A 21242-nucleotide genomic window follows, 5' to 3' on the forward strand; every position below is an offset into this window, starting at 1 on the left:
GTCACGGGTCTTAGCCCTTGCGCCAGTCTTCGTGCGCCATGGCCCTACTACGACCCTGTGGGTGTTGATCGGTCCGGTTTCCGTCGCTCATGAGTCCCCCCGTTCCGTCGCCGCATGGGCGACCACGGGAGGTTCACTTGGGCGTCACCCCGATCCGCAGCGAGGTCCTGGTCCGCAGCGTGCGGATGCTGCGCACGGCTATGGGCCCGCAGATCGCGGTCTGGCTGGACGATCCGACGATCGTCGAGATCATGCTCAATCCCGACGGGCGCCTTTGGCTCGATCGGCTCGGGGTCGGACTGTGCGCCTCGGCTCATGACCTGTCGGCCGCAGACGGCGAGCGGATCGTGCGCCTGGTCGCCCACCACGTGGGCGTCGAGGTTCATGCGGGCGCGCCGCGTATTTCGGCCGAATTGCCGGAGACCGGCGAGCGGTTCGAAGGTCTCCTGCCGCCAGTGGTCGCGGCGCCGGCCTTCTCGATCCGAAAGCCCGCCATCTCGATCTTCAGCCTGGAGGCCTACGCGGCGGCCGGAGTGATGTCCCAGGCCCAGGCCCTGACCCTGGGCGCGGCGGTCGCTGGGCGGCGCAACATCCTGATCGCCGGCGGCACCTCCACCGGCAAGACCACGCTCGCCAATGCCTTACTGGCCGAAGTGGCCAAGACTGGGGACCGCGTGGTCCTGATCGAGGACACGCGCGAGCTTCAATGCTCGGCCCCCAACCTGGTGTCGCTGCGGACCAAGGATGGCGTCGCCTCCCTGACCGATCTGGTGAGGTCGGCCCTGCGCCTTCGGCCCGACCGGATCCCGATCGGGGAGGTGCGTGGCGGAGAGGCGCTCGACCTGCTGAAGGCCTGGGGCACCGGACATCCCGGCGGGATCGGGACGATCCATGCCGGCTCAGCCATGGGGGCGCTGCGGCGCCTCGAACAACTGGTCCTTGAGGCCGTCGCCGTGGTTCCCCGCGCGCTCATCGCCGAGACCATCGATGTGATCGCCGTGTTGTCCGGCCGCGGCGAGTGCCGGCGGCTGAGTGAATTGGCGCAGGTCGCCGGCCTGACCCTGGCAGGCGACTACGCCCTGACCCGCATCCCAGACCCCGAAGGAGACCAACCATGATCCCGCGCCTTTCGCGATGGAGGGCCACGGCTGTTGTCGCCCTGACCACAGTCCTGGCGACCGGCCCAGCCTATGCCGCGGGCTCGTCGATGCCGTGGGAAGCCCCGCTGCAGAAGATCCTGGAGTCCATCGAGGGCCCGGTGGCCAAGATTATCGCGGTGATCATCATCGTGGTCACCGGCCTGACCCTGGCCTTCGGCGACACCTCCGGTGGCTTTCGCCGGCTGATCCAGATCGTCTTCGGCCTGTCGATCGCCTTCGCCGCCTCGAGCTTCTTCCTGTCGTTCTTCTCCTTCGGCGGCGGGGCGCTGATCTGATGGCCCAGGCCGATCCCATCGCCGGGTTCGAGGCTCCGGTTCACCGGGCCCTGACCGAGCCCATGCTGCTGGCCGGCGCGCCCCGCGCCCTGGCGATCGTCAATGGCACCTTGGCCGGCGCCCTGGGTCTGGGTCTTCGGCTCTGGCTGCTTGGCCTGGTGGTATGGGCCGTGGGCCATGGCCTGGCGGCCTGGGCGGCCAGGCGCGATCCGCTGTTCGTCGAGGTGGTGCGCCGGCACCTCCGCACCCCTTCGCACCTGGGGGTCTGACGCCATGTTCGACCTTCGGGAATATCGCAAGCGGGGCGCTCAACTCCCCGATTTCCTGCCCTGGGCCGCCCTGGTCGGCCCCGGCCTGGTGTTGAACAAGGACGGCTCGTTCCAGCGCACGGCGCGGTTCCGGGGGCCGGATCTCGATTCCGCGACAGATGCCGAACTGGTGTCGGTGGCCGGCCGGCTCAACAACGCCCTGCGCCGGCTGGGTTCCGGGTGGGCGATCTTCGTCGAGGCCCAGCGCGACGCCGCGGAGACCTACCCATCGAGCACCTTTCCCGATGCAGCTTCGGAGCTGGTTGAGGAAGAGCGGCGGGCCCAGTTCGAGGCGCATGGCGCGCATTTTGAGAGCCGCTACTTCCTGACCTTCGTCTTCCTGCCGCCGGCGGAACAGGCCGCGCGCGTGGAGGGCTGGCTCTATGAGGGCCGGCAGGCCGGTGGCGTCGATTGGCGCGAGAGCCTTCGCGGCTTCCAGGATCGCACCGATCGGATCCTCGCCCTGTTCGAAGGCGTGCTGCCCCAGGCCGCCTGGCTCTCGGACGTCGAGACCTTGTCATTCCTGCATTCGACGATTTCGACGTCGCGTCATCGGGTCGCCGTGCCGCAGACGCCGATGCATCTCGACGTCCTCTTGGCCGACCAGCCGCTGGTCGGCGGCCTGGAGCCCAGGTTGGGCGGGAGCCATCTGCGGGTCCTGACGATCAGCGGCTTCCCGACCTCCACCTGGCCGGGCCTGCTCGACGATCTGAACCGGCTGGCCTTTCCCTATCGATGGTCCACCCGCGCCATCTGCCTCGACAAGGTCGACGCCGCCAAGGTGCTGGCGCGGATCCGCCGGCAATGGTTCGCCAAGCGCAAGTCGATCATGGCGATCCTCAAGGAGGTGCTGACCAACGAGGCCTCAAGCCTCGTCGACACCGACGCTGAGAACAAGGCGCTCGACGCAGACGAGGCGCTGCAGGACCTGGGCGCCGACTTTGTCGGCCATGCCTATGTCACCGCCACGGTGTGCGTCTGGGACACCAGCCCTGCGACGGCGGCCGCCAAGCTGCGCCAGGTGGAGAAGGTCATCCAGGGGCGGGACTTCGCCTGCACGATCGAGACCGTCAACGCGGTCGAGGCCTGGCTGGGCGGATTGCCGGGCCATGCCTACGCCAATGTCCGGCAGCCCCCGATCTCGACGCTCAATCTCGCCCATATGATCCCGCTCTCGGCGGTGTGGGCGGGTCCGCCGCGCAACGATCATCTCGATGGGCCGCCGCTGTTCTTCGCCAAGACCGAGGGCGCGACGCCCTTCCGCTTCTCGCCGCATGTCGGAGATGTCGGCCACACAATGGTGGTCGGGCCGACCGGCGCGGGCAAAAGCGTGCTGCTGGCGCTCATGGCCCTACAGTTCCGGCGGTATCGGAACGCGCAGGTCTTCGCCTTCGACTTCGGCGGCTCGATCCGCGCAGCCGCCCTGGCCATGGGAGGCGACTTCCACGACCTCGGCGCATCACTGGGCGACCTACCGGCCGAGGCGGTTTGCCTGCAGCCTCTGGAGCGTGTGGACGATCACGCCGAGCGGGCCTGGGCGGCCGAATGGGTCGCGGGGCTCCTCAGTCGCGAGGGCGTTCAGCTGTCGCCTGAGGCCAAGGAACATGTCTGGTCGGCTCTGAACAATCTGGCCACGGCGCCGGCCGCCGAGCGGACCCTGACCGGCCTGGCCGCCTTGCTCCAATCCCAATCCCTGAAACAGGCCATCGCGCCCTTCACCCTGGCGGGACCATGGGGCGGCCTGCTCGATGGCGACCACGAGCATCTTGGCGCCGCGTCCGTCACCGTGTTCGAGACCGAAGGCCTGGTGGGAACCACAGCCGCGCCCGCGGTCCTGGCCTACCTCTTCCACCGCATCGCCTCACGGCTCGACGGTCGCCCCACCCTGGTCATCGTCGACGAAGGTTGGCTGGCGTTGGACGACCCCACCTTCGGCGCGCAGCTGCGCGAGTGGCTGAAGACCCTGCGCAAGAAGAACGCCTGCGTGGTCTTCGCCACCCAGTCCCTGGCCGACATCGAGGCCAGCGCCATAGCCGCCTCGATCATCGAGAGCTGCCCGACCCGGATCTTCCTGCCCAACGACCGAGCCCAGGAACCGCAGCTTGCCGCCAGCTATGGCCGGTTTGGTCTCAACCAACGTCAGATCGAAATCCTCAGCCAGGCGATCCCCAAGCGCGACTACTACTGCCAGTCCCGGCGGGGAAACCGGCTCTTCGAGCTCGGCCTGGGGGAGGTGGCGCTGGCCTTATGCGCCGCCTCGGCCAAGGCCGACCAATTGGCCATCGCCGACCTGCTCGCCCGCTTCGGTGCGGCGAAGTTCGCCGCGGCCTGGCTCAACCATCGCGGATTGCCGTGGGCCGCCGAACTCCTCGGCCAGCCCCAACCTCAGACTCGAATGGAGAGCGTAGGATGACCACGCCGAGATTCCCTCGCCGCGCCCTGTTTGGCGCCGCCCTGGCGCTAGTGCTCGCGAGTCCGGCCGCCGCCCAGCTCGCCGTGTTCGATCCGACCAACTACGCGTCCAATGTGCTCCAGGCGGCCCGCGCGCTGGAGCAGATCAACAACCAGATCCGCGCGCTGCAGAACCAGGCGCTGAGCCTCGTCAACCAGGCGCGCAACCTGGCGCAGCTGCCCTATTCGTCACTTCAAGCTATCGAGACAAACCTTAACCGGATCGAGGACTTGATGGGCCAAGCTCAGCGGGTCGCCTACGACGTCAAGGCCATCGAGCAGGAGTTCGGACGCAACTACACCGTCGACGCCAGCGCCTCGGATCTCGCCCTGTTGTCGTCGGCCCAGAAGCGTTGGGCCAATTCCGCCGCGGCCTTCCGCGATGCGCTCAATGTCCAGGCCGGCGTCGTCACCGGCATGCCGGCGGCCCAGGCCGAGACCCGCGCGCTGGTGACCGCCAGCCAGGGGGCCACCGGCGTCGTGCAGGCCACCCAGGCCGGAAACCAGCTTCTGGCGCTGCAGTCCCAGCAACTGGCGGACCTGGCGGCGATGATGGCGGCCCAGGGGAGGGCGACCGCCTTGGAGCAGGCCGAGCGCGCCGCCAGCCATGACCAGGCCCAGGAACAGTTCCGGCGGTTCATGGATCGCAAGCAGGGCTATCAGGCCCAGCCCGTGGAGATGTTCCATTGACCCGGTCCCTAACGCGGCTTCTGTCGCCCCTGACGATCATGCTCCTCATCAGCGCCTGCCAGCGGGGGCCCATGGATCCGCCAAGGCAGGCGGTCCTCAAAGGCAAGGCTCTGGCGCGAGAACTGGATCGCTGCCGCCACCTGGGGCTGGAGGTCTACAGAGACCGGGCCTGCATCGCCGCTTGGCGGGCCAACGACGATCACTTCATGGGCCGTGACAAGGATCTGCGGCGATGAACACCGGCGTCGTCGATCGTTTCCTGGAGATATTCACCCGCTATATCGACGGGGGCTTCGGCCTGCTGGGCGGTGAGGTCGGCTTCCTGGCGAGCACGCTGGTCGCCATCGATGTCACCTTGGCGGCGCTGTTCTGGTCCTGGTCGTCGGGCGACGACATCATCGCGCGGCTGATCAAGAAGACGCTCTATGTGGGCTTCTTCGCGTTCCTGCTGTCGAACTTCAACGGTCTGGCTCGGGTGGTCTTCGAGTCCTTTTCCGGTCTCGGCCTGAAGGCTACCGGTGGCGCCATGTCGGCGTCCGACTTCCTGCATCCTGGCAAGCTCGGCCAGGCCGGCATCGATGCCGGGGCGCCGATCCTGGAGGCCGCCATGCAGATGTCGGGCTTTCCGGGCGTCTTCGAGCGCTTTCCTCAAATCATCGTCCTGATGATCGCCTGGCTGGTGGTGTTGGTGGCCTTCTTTGTCCTGGCTGTGCAGCTCTTCGTGACCCTGATCGAGTTCAAGCTCACCACCCTGGCCGGCTTCGTCCTCGTCCCCTTCGGTCTGTTCGGCCGCACGGCCTTCCTCGCCGAGCGCGTGCTGGGCAATGTCGTGGCCTCCGGCGTGAAGGTCCTGGTCCTGGCGGTGATCGTCGGCATCGGCTCGACCCTGTTCAGCGAGTTCGTGCAGGATTTCGGCGGGCGATCGCCGTCCATCGAGGAGGTGCTGGCCCTGGCCTTGGCGGCCCTGTGTCTCCTGGGCCTGGGCATCTTCGGGCCCTCCATCGCCAGCGGCCTGGTCTCCGGGGCGCCACAGCTCGGCGCTGGCGCGGCCGTCAGCACCGGTCTGGCGGCAGGTGGGCTAGGTGTCGCCGCCGCCATGGGCGCCCGGGGCATGATGGGCGCGGCGGTCGGTGGGGTTCGACAAGCCATCTCCGCGGCCGGGGGCGGTCGTTCCGGGCCGAGCGGCTCCGGCGACGGCGGTCAGGGCCCGAAACCAGCGGGTCCGGGCGGCGGCGGGTCATCGCCTCCGGGCGGCGGATCTGGCGCCCCGGCCTGGGCCAAGCGCCTGCAACACCGCCAGGCCGCCGTCCACGGTGCGACCGCCGCCGCCCACGCCGTGCGGTCCGGCGACCATGGCGGCGGCGGTGCATCTGTCTCTCTTGCGGAGGATCGCTCATGAACGCCTTCCGTCGCCCCGGCGTCCGCTATGGTGAGACCCCGGAACTGGAAACCCCCTACCAGAGGGCCGCCCATGCCTGGGACGACCGGATCGGGTCGGCCCGGATCCAGGCGCGCAACTGGCGGCTCATGGCCTTTGCCAGCATCCTCCTCTCAGGTGGGCTTGCCGCCGCACTGGTCTGGCAGGGTGCGCACGGCAGCGTGACGCCGTGGGTGGTTGAGGTAGACCGTCTCGGCGAACCCCAGGTCGTCGCACCGGCGGTGGCGGGCTACAAGCCGACCGACCCGCAGATCGCCTGGCATCTCGCCCGGTTCATCGAGGAGGTCCGGTCGATCTCGGCCGATCCCGTGGTGGTGCGGCAGAACTGGCTGCGCGCCTACGACTACACCACTGACCAGGGGGCCCTAGCGCTCAGCGCCTATGCCCGGTCCGACGATCCCTTCGCCAAGGTCGGCGCGACCCAGGTCGCCGTGGACGTGTCCAGCGTGATCCGCGCCTCGCCGTCGAGTTTCCGGGTGGCTTGGGTCGAGCGCCGCTATGTCGACGGGGCCCTTGCGGCCACCGAGCGTTGGACGGCGATCATCGGCGTCGTGATCCAGCCGCCGCGAACCGCCGAGCAGCTTCGGAAGAACCCGCTGGGCGTCTTCGTCCACGCGCTGAACTGGTCGAAGGAACTCGGCTGATGCGCAGCTTGATCCTCACGCGCACGGCCTGGCTCGCCCTGGCGGGTTGCGCGTCCCAGCCCGCACCCATTTTGGCCATCGCGCCGCCTGAGCCTGTCGCCGTGGTTGAACCCCGGCCTGCCGTCGTCGCGCCACGGATCCTAGCCTCGACGCCGGCGCCAAATCCTCCTGAACCTCGCCACAGCGTTCGGGGGTCGTCGTCGGTCACGCCTGCCGAGGATCTCTTGACCCTGGTCGCCAGGGCCAACGCCGCGGCGCGGGTGCAGCCCGGCCCCGGGGCCTATTCGAACGCCGCGCAAATCTATGTGTTCGCCGAAGGCGCGCTCTATCAGGTCTATGCCGCGCCCGGCCGGGTGACCGACATCGTCCTGCAGCCGGAAGAGAGGCTCGCCGGCGTCGGGCCGGTCGCCGCGGGAGACACCACCCGTTGGGTCATCGGCGACACCGAGAGCGGCGCCGGCGCCGAGCGGCGGACCCATATCCTCGTGAAGCCCACCCGGTCGGACCTGCGGACCAACCTGGTGATCAACACCGATCGGCGAACCTATCATTTGGAGCTTCGCGCCAACGCGAGCACCTATATGGCGGCGGTCTCTTGGCGCTATCCTGCGGACGAGGCGCGGGCCGCGGAGGCCAAGCGACTGGCCCAGGCCGAAGCCGAGGCCACTCAGGCTCCAGCCTCCGGCGCCCTGTACTTCGGCTACCAGATTGTGGGCCACGCGAGCTGGCGGCCGGTCCGGGTCTATGACGACGGCCGGCAGACCTTCATCGAGTTTCCGGCCTCGGTCGCCCAAGGGGACATGCCGCCGCTGCTGGTGGGGTCCTCCGGCCACGCCCTGGAGATCGTGAACTATCGCGTCCACGGCCAGCGCATGATCGTGGATCGCCTCTTCGAGAGGGCCGAGCTCCGCCTTGGAGATCGCCGGGGCCAGCAGCGCGTCCGCATCATTCGACGGTCGGAGGGCCCGCGATGAGTGAGCCGATGGCGGAACGGGAAATCCCCGCGGATCTACGGCTGCGCTCAAGGCGGCCGCCCGTCGTGCGCCTTTCGCGAAAGGTGCTGGTCGGCCTGGGATCGGTAGCGGCTATCGCAATCGGTGGGGCCGTGGCCTACGCCATGACCTCGCACAGGGCCACGAAGCCGCAAGCCGAACTCTACAATGTCGGGGGCGGGCCGCCCGAACAGGTGCGGACCCTGCCCAAGGACTATGGAGCGCCGCCCCGCCTGGGTCCGCCGCTTCCCGGCGACCTCGGCGGCCCGATCCAGGCTTCGGGCGTCCCGGCGCCCACCATTGGCTCCACCCATCCTGCGCCGGCCACGCCTGCAACGCCGGCCGATGCGGCGGCTCAACGGGGCCGCGAGCGGTTGACGCAGGAACGGGACGCCGCGCGCACCAGTCGGCTGTTTGCAAGCGATGCCAGACCGAGTGTCGTTGACCAGCCCCTCGCACTTGGCGCGGGCGGCCCGGCAAGTCTCGTTCCGGGCCCCGCGGCCGCGACGGGCGTTCTCGATGGTCCCGTCGATCAGCGCACCACCAGCCCCGACCGGCTGACGCCGCCCGCTTCGCCCTATGTGGTCCAGGCGGGCGCGGTGATCCCCGCGGCGCTGATCACGGGAATCCGGTCGGATCTTCCAGGGCAGATCATCGGGCAGGTGACCCAGAACGTGTACGACAGTCCCACCGGACGATTCCTGCTGATCCCCCAGGGCGCCCGCCTGATCGGGCTCTGCGAAAACCGGATCGCCTTTGGTCAGAGCCGCGTTCTCGTGGCGTGGACACGGCTCATCCTTCCGGACGGTCGGTCGCTGGTGCTGGAGAAACTGCCGGCGGGCGACATCGAGGGCTATGCCGGGCTGCAGGATCGGGTGGATCGCCACTGGTCTGGCCTCTTCGGCATGGCGGCGCTCTCGACCTTGCTCGGCGTCGGGGCCGAGCTGGGGGGGGGCGACGACGAGAGTAAGATCGTCCAGGCCTTGCGGATGGGCGCGGCCGGAACCCTGAACCAGGTCGGCCAGCAGGCCGTAGGCCGGGGACTCGGTGTGGCGCCGACACTTTCGATCCGGCCCGGGGCGCCGGCCCGCGTGATGGTGACCCGCGACCTCGTCCTACAACCCTATCACCCCTGAGGCCCCATGACCGAAAAGCTCAAACTCGCCAGCATCCTCGATGACACGCCGGTCAAGCTGACCGTGGAACTTCCCGCCGCCGTCCATCGCGATCTTGTCGCCTATGGCGAGGCGTTGGGGCAGGGCGGGGGACGCGTCGTGGAACCCGCGAAGTTGATCCCGCCCATGCTTTCGCGGTTCATGGGGGCGGACCGCGCCTTCGCAAAACTGAGGCGCGCGGGCAGTTGATCGCTCGCACGGTTGAGGTCAGACGATCGCCCGGGGCCTCAAGGTCCTGGGTCGGCGTTGTGGCGGCCTTGGCGAACGCCTCGCGTGAGGTGATTGTGCACCATATTCCGGGCGACAAGCGAGATGGGGAGCCGCATGAGCACATTGAGGGTTTTCGACTTCGATCTCGACATCAGCGGGATCCGTGTCGTCGTGCGCGGTGAGCCGATCTCTAGCGCCTGCCTCTCCGATGAGGAGATCGACGCGCAAATCAGGTTGTTAAAAGAGGACTTGGACGCCGTGGCGGCGCGGATGAAGGCCGCGGTTCACGAGCAGGTCGAGTTGCCGCGGTTCACTGAAGGCTAAGTCGATAGGGCCACTGGACCCGACAGCCAAGGGCGCCTCGCAAGCGCTATGTCCACGCCGTCCCGTCATGAGGGTGCTGACCGGGGAAGCCTGAGGACACAACTCCGACCGACGACCTCATGGCCGGCCGTACCGACTAGTCTGTCAGGGTGAGAACGAATCCGCGGCCTTGATCGGGATCGTGAACACCAGATCGGCGCCCGCGGTTCCGGTGGGCGGCGGCGGCAGGGCGGCGGCGGCGCGAACCGCGGCTAGACAAGCACGGTCGAACGCCGGACGACCGCTGGATCGCACCAGCCGGACGAAGAGGATCGCTCCGCTTTCGTCGAGCCCGAACATGACTGTCGTCGTGCCGGACTCGGCGCGCGCGGATGGCGCACGCGCCGCCAAATGCGCCCACACGCGCTGCCGATAGTCGGCGAGCTCCGCCTCCGCCGTCCTGACGACGGCCTCGGGAGCCGAAGCGCTTGCGGGCGATCGGCGGGACGGACTCTGGGCTGGCGGCGCCGTGGCCGGTACTGCCTCAAGCGCCGGCGTTTCCGCCGGCGCGGGCGGGGAGGGCTCAGCCGCCGACTCGGTCATAGCGCGTGGCTCCAATAGGGCGGGCGCCCGTAAGACCGGAGCCGGTTCAAATCGCGGCGGCGTCGCCACGAGTTGAACGCTCATGGCCTGTTGCGGCGCAAGCTCCACCGCCGGCCTGAGGGAGATCAGCCCCCAGGCTGCCACGGCGTGGATGGCGATCGAAACGCCGATCGCCATCGCCGACCCTAGATCGATGGGCTGTCGCCCCATGCTCAGAATGCGTAGGGAGGCTGAGGTTGATCGACCGCCCGGGACCTCGCAGCGGCCGGATCGGCGGAACGCTCCCGCCGGCCTTGGAGGCGCCGAACGACACCCCGCCCAGAGGCAGGTCGTGGGCGGTGTCGAACAGGTTCACCGCGGCCAGGTTCACCCGCACCCGCTCGCCCTTCCAGCCGGAACGGAGGTTGAGCAGGGCGTTGACCGCGTCCTTCTCGCCCACCAGTTCCACCTCGGCGTGGTGGGTCCAGCGGCCCTTGGCCTGTTCCAGGCCCAGACGCAGGGTCAGGGGGGTCATGTGGTAGAGGGTGTCGCCGCTATCGCGGTTCTCGCCCTCGACCCAAGACAGAGTCCCGGTCAGGGAGCCTCGGCCAAAGGTTGGGCTCTCCCAGACCTGGGCGTGGCCGCTGGCGTCGAAGCCGTGCAGGCGGGCGTCCACATTGGCGAACCTCAGGCGCACGAAGCCGTTGGCCAGATCGGCCAATTTCACCGCGTCGATGAACTCCCCGACCTGGGAGCGATAGGCGCTGACGGTCAGGCCGCGCCGTCCATCCGCGCTGGCGAACTTCAACGTGGCGGCCAGGTTGTGGGCCACCTCGGGCTTCAGGTCGGGATCTCCCACATAGGAGTTTGCGTCGCCGGCGAAGGAGGTCATGGCGCTCGACATCGCTCCCAGCCCCCAGGCGTAGCGCTCGTAGAGCGTCGGGCTGCGGGTCTTGCGGGCATAGCCGACCTCGATGCTCGTGGCGTCGCTCAGCCGCCAGATGGCCTTGGCGGTGAGATCGAGGTTGTCGTCGGCGGTCTATGGGCTGTTCATTCGCGGGCTGCGGCGGCCTCTACCGTTCCCGGGGCGCCGTGGGATTGGCGGCGGAACCGGTCTCATCGCCGGGTCGGCCATCCGCTGAGGGTCGCGGCGGGGAGCGAGCGTGCGTTTAACCGCGCCGGGTTCCTGCTGCGCGAGAAGGCTGGCGAGGCGTACCCCACGCTGGGGGGAGGAGTCACGGTCCGGAGGTTCTTGCCAGCAACCTATCCAGGAGGATAGGTAAGGTCTCGCCACCACCGCAAGTCTGAGTCCGCCCGATGACCTCCTTCACCGACCTTCTCGCCCAGGGAACCGCCCACGCGTGGCTGTTCATCCCCAGCGCCATCGTGCTGGGCGCCCTTCACGGGCTGGAGCCGGGTCATTCCAAGACCATGATGGCCGCCTTCATCATCGCAGTGCGCGGCACGGTCCGCCAGGCGGTGCTGCTGGGGCTCTGCGCGACGCTGTCCCATACGCTGATCGTCTGGGTGATCGCGCTGGGCGGGATGTACCTTTGGCGCGGCGTCGACAGCGCGACCCTGGAACCCTACTTCCAGCTCGCCTCCGGGGTGGTCATTGTGGGCATGGCGCTTTGGATGCTTTGGCGGACACGGCGCGAACAGGGCCTGGCTGCGGTCGCCGAGCATGATCACGGCCACGATCATGGCCATGACCACGGACCCGGCCACGATCACGGGCAGGGTGGCCACGCGCCAGGCGGCGCGCCGAGGATCGACACCGGCCACGGGGTTCTGCGCCTGGAGGTGTTCGAGGACGGGGTTCCGCCCCGCTTCCGCCTGCGGGCCGAGAGCGGCCACGGCTGGCGCGCGTCCCAGGTCCGGCTTGAGACCGAGCGACCGGACGGGACCCGGCAGGCGTTCGCCTTCGTGGATCGGGACGGCTATCTGGAGTCGGTCGAGGAAATCCCCGAGCCGCATGAATTCGCCGCGCGGCTGACCCTGTCGCATGGCGATCACGGCCATCACTACGACGTCGCCTTCGTCGAGTACGCCCATGGGGCGCACGATCACCTGCACGAGGAACTGCGTGGGTTGGAGGTGGCGGCCGGCTACCAGGACGCCCACGAACTGGCCCACGCCAACGACATCCGCCGGCGGTTTTCCGACCGCAAGGTCACAACGGGGCAGATCGTCATCTTCGGCCTGACCGGCGGGCTGATCCCCTGTCCCGGCGCGATCACCGTGCTGTTGCTCTGCCTGCAGCTCAAGCAGATCACGCTGGGGGCGGTGCTGGTATTGTGCTTCAGCATCGGTCTGGCCCTGACCATGGTGGCGTCCGGCGTGATCGCCGCCCTCAGCGTCAAACACGTCTCCAAGCGCTGGACCGGATTCGGCGAGATCGTCCGCAAGGCGCCGTTCGTCTCCGGGGCGGTGATCCTGCTGATTGGACTCTATATCGGGGTGAACGGCTGGCTGGCGCTGCCGCGGTGACCTAGTTTGCGCGGGGTTGAAGGAGTTTCCAGGTGAGCCACGTCACGGACAAGCAGCTGCTGAATCGGCTACGCCGCGCCCATGGGCACCTGGGCACCATCGTCGGCATGATCGAGGCCAATCGCGACGGCATGGAGATCGCCCAGCAGATGCAGGCGGTGATCGGCGCCCTGGAGAACGCCAAGGGGGTGCTGATCCGCGATCATATCGAGCACCACCTGGAAGAAATCGTCGGCCCTCTGCCCGCCGAGACGCGGGCGAAGCTCGCCAAGCTCAGCGACCTCGCCAAGTTTCTCTAGAAGGGTTTGGTCGGCGCCCGGAATCGGGGCGCCCACAGGAACGCAAGGTCGCGGCCAAACCAATCCCACGCCAATGGGCATCATCCACATCATGATGGGTGGAGGTCTTTCTGGTCCCTCACGGGGAGTTCTCCGGGCTTGGCCAGGACCTCCATCGCGCCATGGCCGATAGGCCGAACCGGATCGTTGGAGCCTCGCACGTCACCGCCGACGCCCTGGGGCGCCGACGGTGACTCTGAGTGTCAGTCCGCGGGCGTCGGACTGAGTTCGGCGTCTGGCGTGAAGCGTTCGGATCGCGTCCGGAAAACCAGGCGACAGAGCGCCGGCAGCACCAGCAGGGTCAGCGCGGTGGAGGTGATCAGGCCCCCGATGACCACCGTGGCCAGAGGCCGCTGAACCTCCGCGCCCGTGCCGGTCGCCAGGGCCATGGGGACGAAGCCCAACGACGCCACCAGCGCCGTCATCAGGACCGGCCGCAGCCGCTCCATCGCCCCATCGACGATGGCGTCGTCGACGGACAAACCGTCGTCGATCCGCCGGCGGATGGCGCTCATCATCACCAGGCCGTTCAGCACCGCCACGCCGGAGAGCGCGATGAAGCCGACCGCGGCGGTGATCGAGAACGGGATCTGCCGCAGGAACAGGGCGAAGACGCCCCCAGCCAGGGCCAACGGCACCGCCGAGAACACCACGACCGCGGGCCCCACACCGCCGAGGGCCATGTAGAGCAGGGCGAAGATCAGCACGAAGCAGATCGGGACCACCAGGCCCAGGCGGGCCTTGGCCGACTGGAGGTTCTCGAACTGACCGCCCCAGTCGATGAAGGAACCCGCCGGCAGCTTCACCTCGTCGATCTTGCCTCTGGCCTCATCGATGAAGCCGCCCAGATCCCGACCGCGGACATTGGCCTGGACGATGACCATCCGCTTGCCGTTCTCCCGACTGATCTGGTTGAGGCCGTCGGTGTAGCTGAAGCGCACCACCTCCTTGAGCGGGATGGAGCCGGCGCCCCCTGGCAGCATGACGGGAATGGCGCCCAGCATCTCGACATCGTCGCGCTGGGCGTCGGGCAGGCGCACGACGACCGCGAAGCGCCGGTCTCCCTCGAACAGCATGCCGGCCTGACGGCCGCCCAGGGCCGCCGAGACGATGTCGGCCACCTCCTGCACCGTCAGGCCGTAGCGGCCCACGGCTTCGCGGTCGATCTGGACATCGAAGGTGGGCGCGCCCGAAGTCTGTTCGGCCGTGACGTCGGCTGCGCCCGGTATGGCGCGCAAGGTGGCGGCCAGCTTCTGGGCCGTGGCGCTCATCACCTCCAGGTCGTCGCCGTAGAGCTTGACGGCGACATCGCTGCGCACGCCGGCGATCAGTTCGTTGAACCGCATCTGGATCGGCATCTGGATTTCGTAGCGATTGCCCACCAGCCCCTTGGTCCTGGCCTCAATGCGGGCCAGGAGATCGGCCTTGGTCTTCACGTCCTTCGGCCAGTCCTTCTGGGGTTTGGGGATGACGTAGGTGTCCGAGGCGTTGGGGGGCATGGGGTCGGTGCCCAGGTCGGCGTTTCCGGTCTTAGAGAACACCAAGGCCACCTCGGGCAATTTGGAGAGTTCACGTTCGATCTGCAGCTGCATGTCCTTGGAGGTCTCCACCGAGGTCGAAGGAATGCGGAAGGCCGTGACGGTGATGTCTTTCTCGTCGAGCTGCGGCATGAACTCCGAGCCCAGGGTGGTGAACAGGACGCCCGCCAGGGCGAAGACCCCGACGCCGACCGCCACCACAGGGACGGGCTTGGCCACCACCTTGCGCAGGGCCGGCTGATAGCGGGCCTTGAACCAGCGGATGGGCTTGACCTCGGTCTCGCTCACCTTGCCGCGCATCAGCAGGGCGATCATGGCCGGGACGAAGGTCAGCGACAGCACGAAGGCGAAGGCCAGGGCGAGCATCAGGGTGATGGCCATCGGCGCGAAGGTCTTACCCTCGACCCCCTGAAAGGTCAGCAGCGGCGCGAACACCAGGAAGATGATCGCCTGGCCGTAGACTGTGGGCTTGATCATCTCGCGGGCCGCCTCGGTGGTCTCGCCGAGCCGTTCGGTGAGGGTCAGTAGCCGGCCTTCGCGATGCTGGCGTTCGGCCAGGCGTCGCAGGGCGTTCTCGACGATGATCACCGCCCCGTCGACGATCAGGCCGAAGTCCAGCGCGCCCAGGCTCATCAGGTTGCCCGAGACGTGCAGGGCGTTCATGCCGGTGGCGGTCATCAGCATGGTCAGGGGAATGACCGCCGCCGTGATCAGGGCCGCGCGGATGTTGCCGAGCAGCAGGAAGAGCACGACGATGACCAGCAACGCGCCTTCGGTCAGGTTCTTGGCGACGGTCTCGATGGTCGCCATCACCAGCTTGGAGCGGTCATAGGCCGGCTGGGCGGTGATGTCGGGGGGCAGGGACCTGTTGATGGCCTTGAGCTTGTCGCCGACCTCGGTGGCGACGATACGGCTGTTGGCGCCCGTCAGCATCAGGACGGTGGAGATCACCGCCTCGGACCCGGACTTGCTGCCCGCGCCGGTGCGCACCGCGCCGCCGATCACGACTTCGGCCACATCGCGAACCCGAACCGCGACCCCGCCCCGGGTGGCGATCACCGCCTGGGTGATGTCGTCCATCGATTTCAGGCGCGCATCAGCTCGCACCAGGAAACTCTCGCCGGCCCGTTGCACATAGTTGGACCCGGCCGAGAGATTTGCCGCCTCCAGAGCTTCGGAGAGTTCGGTGAAGGACACGCCATAGGCGGCCATCCGGGTCAGGTCGGGCTCGACCACGTACTGTTTGACGTAGCCGCCGTTGCTGTCCACGCCGGCGACGCCCTGGACGTTGCGCAGTTGGGGTCGGATGACCCAGTCCTGGATCGTGCGCAGGTAGGCGGCCTTGGCCAGGGGGGTGGTCAGTCGCTCGCCCTCCGGGGTGAGGTAGGACCCGTCGGACTGCCAGCCCGGCTGGCCATCCGCGCGCTTGGCGCCGCGGCCATCGGGGTGGGCGTATTCGACGCTGAACATGAAGATCTCGCCGAGACCGGTGGTCAGCGGCGCAAGCTGCGGCTGCACGCCGGGCGGCAGGCTATCCTTGCCCTGGGCCAGGCGCTCGGTGACCTGCTGGCGGGCGAAATAGATGTCGGTGGAATCCTTGAAGACCGCCGTCACTTGGGAAAAGCCGTTGCGGGTCAGGGAGCGGGTCAGTTCAAGGCCTGGGATGCCGGCCAGGGCGGTCTCCACCGGGAAGGTGACCTGGCGCTCGAGATCCACCGGCCCGAGGGTGGGGACGAAGGTGTTGATCTGCACCTGGCGGTTGGTGACGTCCGGGACCGCGTCGATGGGCAGCTTGGTGATCTGCCAGCCGCCGATCACGACAATAATCAGCGCCAGGAAGGCCACGACCCATCGGCCGCGGACGGAGAGCTGGAGAATGCGCGAAATCATGCTCAGTCCTCCGTCTCGTTCTTGCCGAGCTCGGCCTTGAGCAGGAACGCGTTGTCGGTGGCGATCGATACGCCTGCGGCGACGCCGGACGACAGTTGGACCCTGCCGCCGCTGCGCCGGACGATGGTCACCGGCTGGACGCGGAAGCCCTTGTCGGTGCGCACGAACACCACGTCGCGGCCGCCCACGGTCTGCACCGCGTTCTGAGGCACGGTGACACCGCTGGCCTCGTCGGCAGATACGGTGAAGATCTCCGCGCGCACCATCTGGCCTGGCGCCAGGGCTTCGCCCCCCAAGACAGCCAGGACCGCCGTGGCTTGGCGGGTCTGGGCGTTGACCCCTGGAGTGACGGACAGCACCCGGGCGCCCAGGGTGCGACCGTCGGCGGTGGAGACCTCGGCGCGGCCGCCCGCGCGGCCGCCCGCGCGGATGCGCGCGATGTCAGCCGCGGCGACCGAGGCCTCGACCTGGATCCGCGCCGGATCGGTGACCCGGAACAGCTCGGTTTCCGGTTGCACGAAGGCGCCCAGCGTGGCGGGCGCGGCGGTCAGCCGGCCGGAGACGGCGCTGACCACGGCGATCGAGCGACCGTCCGCCGACACTCGCGCCGCGCCTGCGGCGAGGGTCGCGGCGCGGACCTGGGCCTCGGCGCTCAGGCGGTTGGACTCGGCGATTTCAAAGTCCTGGCGGGGCGAGACTCCCTGCTCGAACAGCCGCCGTTCGCGCTCAGCCTGCTGGCGGGCCAGTTGGGCGCGGGCCTGGGCCATGCCGCGCTCGCCGACGATCGTCGCGGCGTCGCGGCTGACCAAGGTGGCGACGGTCTCGCCGGCCCGGACGCTTTCTCCCAGGCGCTTGAAGATCCGGGTCACCGTGCCTGCGGCGCCGGCGGTCAGGACCGCCTGGCCGTCCGGCGCTGCGGTGACCGTCCCCGGCGCGAGAATTCGGGCGTCCACACCGCCGGCCCCGACGGCCTCGACCTTGATCTGGGATGTGACGATCTCGGGGCCGGTTATCGTCACGCCCGCGGGGATGGGAGCCTCAGCGGCCGCGGCTGTCGCGTCGGTGGGGGGGTGCGGGGTCGGACGGGTGGTCATGAACACCACGCCGGCGACGGCGGCTGCGGCGCCGGCGTAGAGCATGATCTTGCGACTTGTCATTGGGCGTCTCCAAACGGAATGCGGCCTTGAAGCCGCGCCAGGCCGGCTTCAGCGCCCGTCCGGGCCACACGGGCTTCGACGATGGCGCTGCGGGCCGCGCCGAGGGCGCGCCTAGCGTTGATGAGTTCGAGTAGGGAGGTCTTCCCGCTTTCGTATCCGAGGCGAGACAGCCGATAGGCCTCCGCGGCGGTCCGTTCCGACGCCACGGTCGCGTCGAGCCGCGCTTGGCTCGCGGCGATCTGGCTCAGCGCGGCGCGCCCTTCCGCCTCGGCGTCGAGCCGGGCGGCTTCCAGCCGGGCGTCCGCGGCTTGAAGGGCGGCTCTCGCCGCGTCGATATTGCCCCTGTTGCGATCGAACAGCGGGAAGGGAACCGACAGGCCGGCCACCGTCGCGGTCGAGTTGTCGGCGGCGAACCGACGCGCGCCCACCGAGGCGGTCAGGTCCGGGATCGCCCGGGTCTGCTCCACCCGCACCAGGCGCGCGGCGGCCTCCCGTTCCGCCGAGGCCGCGATGTAGAGCGGGCTCCCGAGCGGATCGAACACCCTCGCGGCGGCCGCCGGCGTCGACGCGAGGTTCAGAAGGCTGTGACCGATGGAGGTTATCGGCCGGGGGGACCCCGCAAGCGCGCCCAACCGCGCGAACGCCGCCTCTCGTGCGGCCCTGGCGACATCGAGTTCGGCTTGGGCGGCGCCGAGGGCGGCTTCCGATTGAAGGGCGCGCAGGTTGGCCTCCCGGCCTGCGTCCACGAGCGCCCGCGCCGCTCGGGCGTCCTCGCGGCCGGCGGCGACGTCGTCTTCGGCCCGCGCCCCGCGAAGGTCCGCCGCCTCGGCCGCGGCATAGGCCATGGCCAAGTCGAAGGCGAAATCCGCCTGAGCTTGCTTAGCCCGTGCCCGGGTGGCTTCGATCTCGGCCCGGCCGGCGGCGATCCTGGCCGCGCGCTGGCCGCCCAGTTCGAGGGGGAGGCTGGCCTGGAGCGTCGTCTCGGCGCCGTCGAAGGCCCGATACGGGCCGGAACCCGAGAAGTTCTCCGAAACGATGCTCAGGGTCGGATTGGGCCTAGCGCCGGCCTGGCGCGCCAGGCCTTCCGCGCGCCGCGTTTCCGCCGCCGCCGCGCTAAGGCGAGGCGCGGACGCGGCGCTTCGGAGCAGGTCGAGATAGGGGGGAGCGGATTCGGCGCGCGCCGAACCCGTAAGGCCCATCGCGACGCTTGCCGCGAGAGCAACGCTGGTCGAGGCCGCAAGACGCGGCCGCCAGCGTAAGACGATAGGCATGATTATCCTCGTTGAGACCTAGGAACTCGATGACGCGCACGCGGCCTGGCCGCGTGGGGGTTTTGAGAACTCAGGCTCTGGGAGGGCGTAGCGGGGTCGTAGCGTCCTGCGAGGTCAGGCGTTGGCCTTGGGCGAACGGCCATTTCTGTCGCGACGCATCGGTGGCGATCGTGAAGTCTGCGAGCTCGGGCAAGGCTTCGCCGTGGGCGCCGCCGTGGCCGGCGCCGTTGTGGCCGAACAGGGCATGCAGCATCGTGCCCTCACGCTCCAGATCCTGCGGCGCGGTCTCCAGCATCACCGCCGGCGACGTCTGCGATGGCATATCGTGATGGTGAAACTGCGGGGTGGCGGACAGGGTCAGGCTGAGCGCGACCAGAAGCGTCATGAGCCAACGGCCCAGGGCCATGGGCGGCGTGACCGCACATCCCGCGGCGAGCGAGTCAGCTCTGGCCCCTCTGATCATGGCCCCTCTTACGAGATGATCGTCAGGGCCGCAAGATTTGGCGGTGAGCGCAGCTGGGCCGCGGGGCCGATGCCTCGGAATTCGCCATCCCAAACCAGCGGCGGCCCTGTGGGCCGGCTGGGCCGTGGTCTTCGCGGTATGCCTGGCAGCCTCCATCGCGGCCTATCATCTGGTCGAGCGCCCCGCGCGCAACGGGATGCGTGGGCGTGACCCCGTCGCGCCCGGGAAGACTTGGGCGTCGCGTCAACCGGCCGGCTAGCCGACCGAGCCTAGTGGCAGGCGGGGCACAGGCCGCTGGCTTCCGCCAGCCATCCGGTGAGCGCGTAGCCGTGCTCGTCGGCGGCGCGTTCGATCATCTCGCCGGCGCCGAGCTCAAGTTCGAAAGCACGCGCGCAGCAGTCGCAGATCAGGATCTGGGCGTTATGCGGCGCACCGGGGCTGGTACAGGCCACGAACAGGTTGCGGCTCTCCAGCCGGTGGGCCAGGCCCAGGGCGAGCAGGAAATCCAGGGCCCGATAGACAGTCGCCGGCTTCGCCGCGCCGCGCGGGGGATCAAAGACGGCGAGGAGATCGTAGGCCCTGACCGGCCTCCCGGCGCCAATCAGGAGTTCGTAGGTTCGCGCCCGGTGCGGAGTCCAACGCTCGTCGGCCGCCTCGCACCGCGCTCGCGCCGAGGCCAGGCGTTCGGCGAGCGAGCGGGCGTCGGGCGGCGCCATTGGGGGGTGCGGGCAATCGAGGCGCATGGTCAAGCCGGCAAGGCGTACTCGGGGGCGACGTGGTCATGGGCGCAAAGCGTATGGTCGGCCAGGGTCTCGATCACCCGGCATTGGGCCGCCGGGCCCTGGCAGCCCGCTGAGACCATGCGCCTGAGTTCGGTGCGCAGGGCCTCCAGCTGGGCGATCTTCGACTCCACCGCCGCCAGGTGCTCTTCCGCCAGGGCGTCGGCGTCGTCGCAGGCACGGTCGGGATGGTCGGCCAAGTCCAGTAACGTCCGGATCGCCTCCACCGCGAAGCCGAGCTGGCGGGCGTGCTTGATGAACGCGAGGCGCTTGGCGGTCTGCGGGCCATAGATGCGCCGGTTGTTGCCCGCCCGGTGCGGCTCCGGCAGCAGGCCGATCTGCTCGTAGAAGCGGATGGTGGGGATCTTCATCCCGCTCGCCTTCGCCAGGGCGCCGATGGGGAGGTCCATGACTTTTCTCATCCGATCGATTTGAGGCTTGCTCCTCTAGTAACTAGAGGATCCATTCAGGGTCAATGACCGAATGGTGGCCAACGATTCTGCAGCGAGGTCCCGCACGTGGCGCGCCCGGTCGGCCGGCGCACGCGGCGTGGCGAACTGGTTTTCCCGACGGGGTCCAGAAAGGGTTTGCTCATTGGCGATTGAAAGGTAGTAAGGCCGCCGCGATGAGAGCTTCCCGCATCAAGGCTGCGATTCCCGCGCTGATGTTCGGCGCGCTGAGCCAACGTCTGGCCATGACCTGCCTCATGGTGCTTTCGATCCTGGTCGCAGGCTTCGTCAACAACTCCACCGCCCACGCCGCCTTCGACGGCGACAAGGCCGTCGCCGAGCAAACCCTTGACGGCAAGGCCCCGGGCTCGGGCCTTGGGGGGGCGGATGCCAAGGCGCCGTACGGTAAGAGCTTCGGCGGCGCCGCGGACTGCACCGGACACTGCGCCTCCCACGCGCTCAGCCTGGCCGCTCCTGACGGCCTGCTGCTGGCCTTTGTCGAACCCGCGGCCGCCTGGCCCGCCCGGACCGCCACCGTCGTCTTGATGGCGGCCGCCTCCCGCTTGGATCGTCCCCCCAGGACCTGACCTCGTCGCGCGTGAGCGCCGTCGTCGTCTTAGGTCCAAGGGAACATCCAGA

23 protein-coding genes are annotated in these 21242 nt (G+C 68.9%); 15 read left to right on the forward strand and 8 right to left on the reverse strand.

Annotation, left to right across the window (positions count from 1 at the left end):
* The first annotated feature begins 185 nt into the window (after window positions 1–185).
* The 12 genes from trbB (at window position 186) to AC1RN5_RS21765 (ending at window position 9667) form a co-directional block, all read left to right on the forward strand.
* The gene (gene trbB, locus AC1RN5_RS21710; RefSeq protein ID WP_493044096.1) at window positions 186–1118 is read left to right on the forward strand and encodes a P-type conjugative transfer ATPase TrbB; all 933 of its coding nucleotides are present in this window, start codon (window positions 186–188) and stop codon (window positions 1116–1118) included.
* On the forward strand, window positions 1115–1435 hold the full coding sequence (locus AC1RN5_RS21715; protein WP_421931787.1) for a TrbC/VirB2 family type IV secretion system protein: 321 nt from the start codon (window positions 1115–1117) through the stop codon (window positions 1433–1435). The genes trbB and AC1RN5_RS21715 overlap by 4 nt, the downstream gene beginning before the upstream one ends.
* Window positions 1435–1704, forward strand: a complete 270-nt coding sequence (locus tag AC1RN5_RS21720; protein ID WP_493043872.1) for a VirB3 family type IV secretion system protein — start codon at window positions 1435–1437, stop codon at window positions 1702–1704. The genes AC1RN5_RS21715 and AC1RN5_RS21720 overlap by 1 nt, the downstream gene beginning before the upstream one ends.
* Before the next feature lie 4 nt (window positions 1705–1708).
* Entirely contained in the window at window positions 1709–4156 is a 2448-nt protein-coding gene (trbE, locus tag AC1RN5_RS21725) for a conjugal transfer protein TrbE (RefSeq protein ID WP_493043874.1), read from the forward strand.
* On the forward strand, window positions 4153–4884 hold the full coding sequence (trbJ, locus tag AC1RN5_RS21730; RefSeq protein WP_493043876.1) for a P-type conjugative transfer protein TrbJ: 732 nt from the start codon (window positions 4153–4155) through the stop codon (window positions 4882–4884). Before trbE ends, trbJ begins: the two co-directional genes overlap by 4 nt.
* A 38-nt stretch (window positions 4885–4922) precedes the next feature.
* On the forward strand, window positions 4923–5120 hold the full coding sequence (trbK-alt, locus tag AC1RN5_RS21735; protein ID WP_493043878.1) for a putative entry exclusion protein TrbK-alt: 198 nt from the start codon (window positions 4923–4925) through the stop codon (window positions 5118–5120).
* Complete coding sequence (gene trbL / locus AC1RN5_RS21740) at window positions 5117–6283, forward strand: P-type conjugative transfer protein TrbL (protein WP_493043880.1); 1167 nt, start codon at window positions 5117–5119, stop codon at window positions 6281–6283. The genes trbK-alt and trbL overlap by 4 nt, the downstream gene beginning before the upstream one ends.
* Entirely contained in the window at window positions 6280–6966 is a 687-nt protein-coding gene (gene trbF, locus AC1RN5_RS21745) for a conjugal transfer protein TrbF (protein ID WP_493043882.1), read from the forward strand. Before trbL ends, trbF begins: the two co-directional genes overlap by 4 nt.
* Before the next feature lie 224 nt (window positions 6967–7190).
* Window positions 7191–7940, forward strand: a complete 750-nt coding sequence (trbG, locus tag AC1RN5_RS21750; protein WP_493043884.1) for a P-type conjugative transfer protein TrbG — start codon at window positions 7191–7193, stop codon at window positions 7938–7940.
* Entirely contained in the window at window positions 7937–9094 is a 1158-nt protein-coding gene (locus tag AC1RN5_RS21755; RefSeq protein ID WP_493043886.1) for a TraB/TrbI/VirB10 family type IV secretion system protein, read from the forward strand. Before trbG ends, AC1RN5_RS21755 begins: the two co-directional genes overlap by 4 nt.
* A gap of 6 nt (window positions 9095–9100) precedes the next feature.
* Complete coding sequence (locus AC1RN5_RS21760) at window positions 9101–9322, forward strand: DUF2274 domain-containing protein (protein ID WP_493043888.1); 222 nt, start codon at window positions 9101–9103, stop codon at window positions 9320–9322.
* Window positions 9323–9457: 135 nt separating this feature from the next.
* Window positions 9458–9667 (forward strand): hypothetical protein, encoded by a 210-nt coding sequence (locus AC1RN5_RS21765; RefSeq protein WP_493043889.1) that lies wholly within the window; start codon window positions 9458–9460, stop codon window positions 9665–9667.
* Window positions 9668–9811: 144 nt separating this feature from the next.
* Here AC1RN5_RS21765 and AC1RN5_RS21770 read toward each other — a convergent pair whose 3' ends face one another.
* Window positions 9812–10249, reverse strand: a complete 438-nt coding sequence (locus AC1RN5_RS21770) for an energy transducer TonB (protein WP_493043891.1) — start codon at window positions 10247–10249, stop codon at window positions 9812–9814.
* Window positions 10250–10295: 46 nt separating this feature from the next.
* Window positions 10296–11231, reverse strand: a complete 936-nt coding sequence (locus AC1RN5_RS21775) for a TonB-dependent receptor domain-containing protein (RefSeq protein WP_493044098.1) — start codon at window positions 11229–11231, stop codon at window positions 10296–10298.
* 314 nt (window positions 11232–11545) lie between these two features.
* On the opposite strand from AC1RN5_RS21775, the gene AC1RN5_RS21780 reads away from it, so the two are divergent.
* Together AC1RN5_RS21780 and AC1RN5_RS21785 are read left to right on the forward strand one after the other, a co-directional pair.
* Window positions 11546–12718 carry a nickel/cobalt efflux transporter gene (locus AC1RN5_RS21780; protein ID WP_493043893.1) on the forward strand — a complete coding sequence of 391 codons (1173 nt, stop codon included), beginning with the start codon at window positions 11546–11548 and terminating at the stop codon, window positions 12716–12718.
* A gap of 32 nt (window positions 12719–12750) precedes the next feature.
* The gene (locus AC1RN5_RS21785; RefSeq protein ID WP_493043895.1) at window positions 12751–13017 is read left to right on the forward strand and encodes a metal-sensing transcriptional repressor; all 267 of its coding nucleotides are present in this window, start codon (window positions 12751–12753) and stop codon (window positions 13015–13017) included.
* A gap of 242 nt (window positions 13018–13259) precedes the next feature.
* Here the strand turns inward: AC1RN5_RS21785 and AC1RN5_RS21790 are convergent, their stop codons facing one another.
* The 6 genes from AC1RN5_RS21790 to AC1RN5_RS21815 form a co-directional block, all read right to left on the reverse strand.
* A complete protein-coding gene (locus tag AC1RN5_RS21790; protein WP_493043897.1) occupies window positions 13260–16484 on the reverse strand; it encodes an efflux RND transporter permease subunit in 3225 nt (1074 codons plus the stop codon).
* 2 nt (window positions 16485–16486) lie between these two features.
* A complete protein-coding gene (locus AC1RN5_RS21795; protein WP_493043899.1) occupies window positions 16487–17641 on the reverse strand; it encodes an efflux RND transporter periplasmic adaptor subunit in 1155 nt (384 codons plus the stop codon).
* Window positions 17638–18912 carry a TolC family protein gene (locus AC1RN5_RS21800; protein ID WP_493043901.1) on the reverse strand — a complete coding sequence of 425 codons (1275 nt, stop codon included), beginning with the start codon at window positions 18910–18912 and terminating at the stop codon, window positions 17638–17640. The genes AC1RN5_RS21795 and AC1RN5_RS21800 overlap by 4 nt, the downstream gene beginning before the upstream one ends.
* Window positions 18913–18982: 70 nt before the next feature.
* Entirely contained in the window at window positions 18983–19297 is a 315-nt protein-coding gene (locus AC1RN5_RS21805) for a hypothetical protein (protein WP_493043903.1), read from the reverse strand.
* A gap of 347 nt (window positions 19298–19644) precedes the next feature.
* Complete coding sequence (locus AC1RN5_RS21810; protein WP_493043905.1) at window positions 19645–20091, reverse strand: Fur family transcriptional regulator; 447 nt, start codon at window positions 20089–20091, stop codon at window positions 19645–19647.
* Window positions 20092–20120: 29 nt separating this feature from the next.
* Window positions 20121–20564 carry a MerR family transcriptional regulator gene (locus AC1RN5_RS21815; RefSeq protein WP_493043907.1) on the reverse strand — a complete coding sequence of 148 codons (444 nt, stop codon included), beginning with the start codon at window positions 20562–20564 and terminating at the stop codon, window positions 20121–20123.
* Window positions 20565–20779: 215 nt separating this feature from the next.
* On the opposite strand from AC1RN5_RS21815, the gene AC1RN5_RS21820 reads away from it, so the two are divergent.
* A complete protein-coding gene (locus tag AC1RN5_RS21820) occupies window positions 20780–21190 on the forward strand; it encodes a hypothetical protein (protein WP_493043909.1) in 411 nt (136 codons plus the stop codon).
* Window positions 21191–21242 lie beyond the last annotated feature (52 nt).

This window comes from Phenylobacterium sp. GW821-FHT12F10 (genome assembly GCF_058806695.1).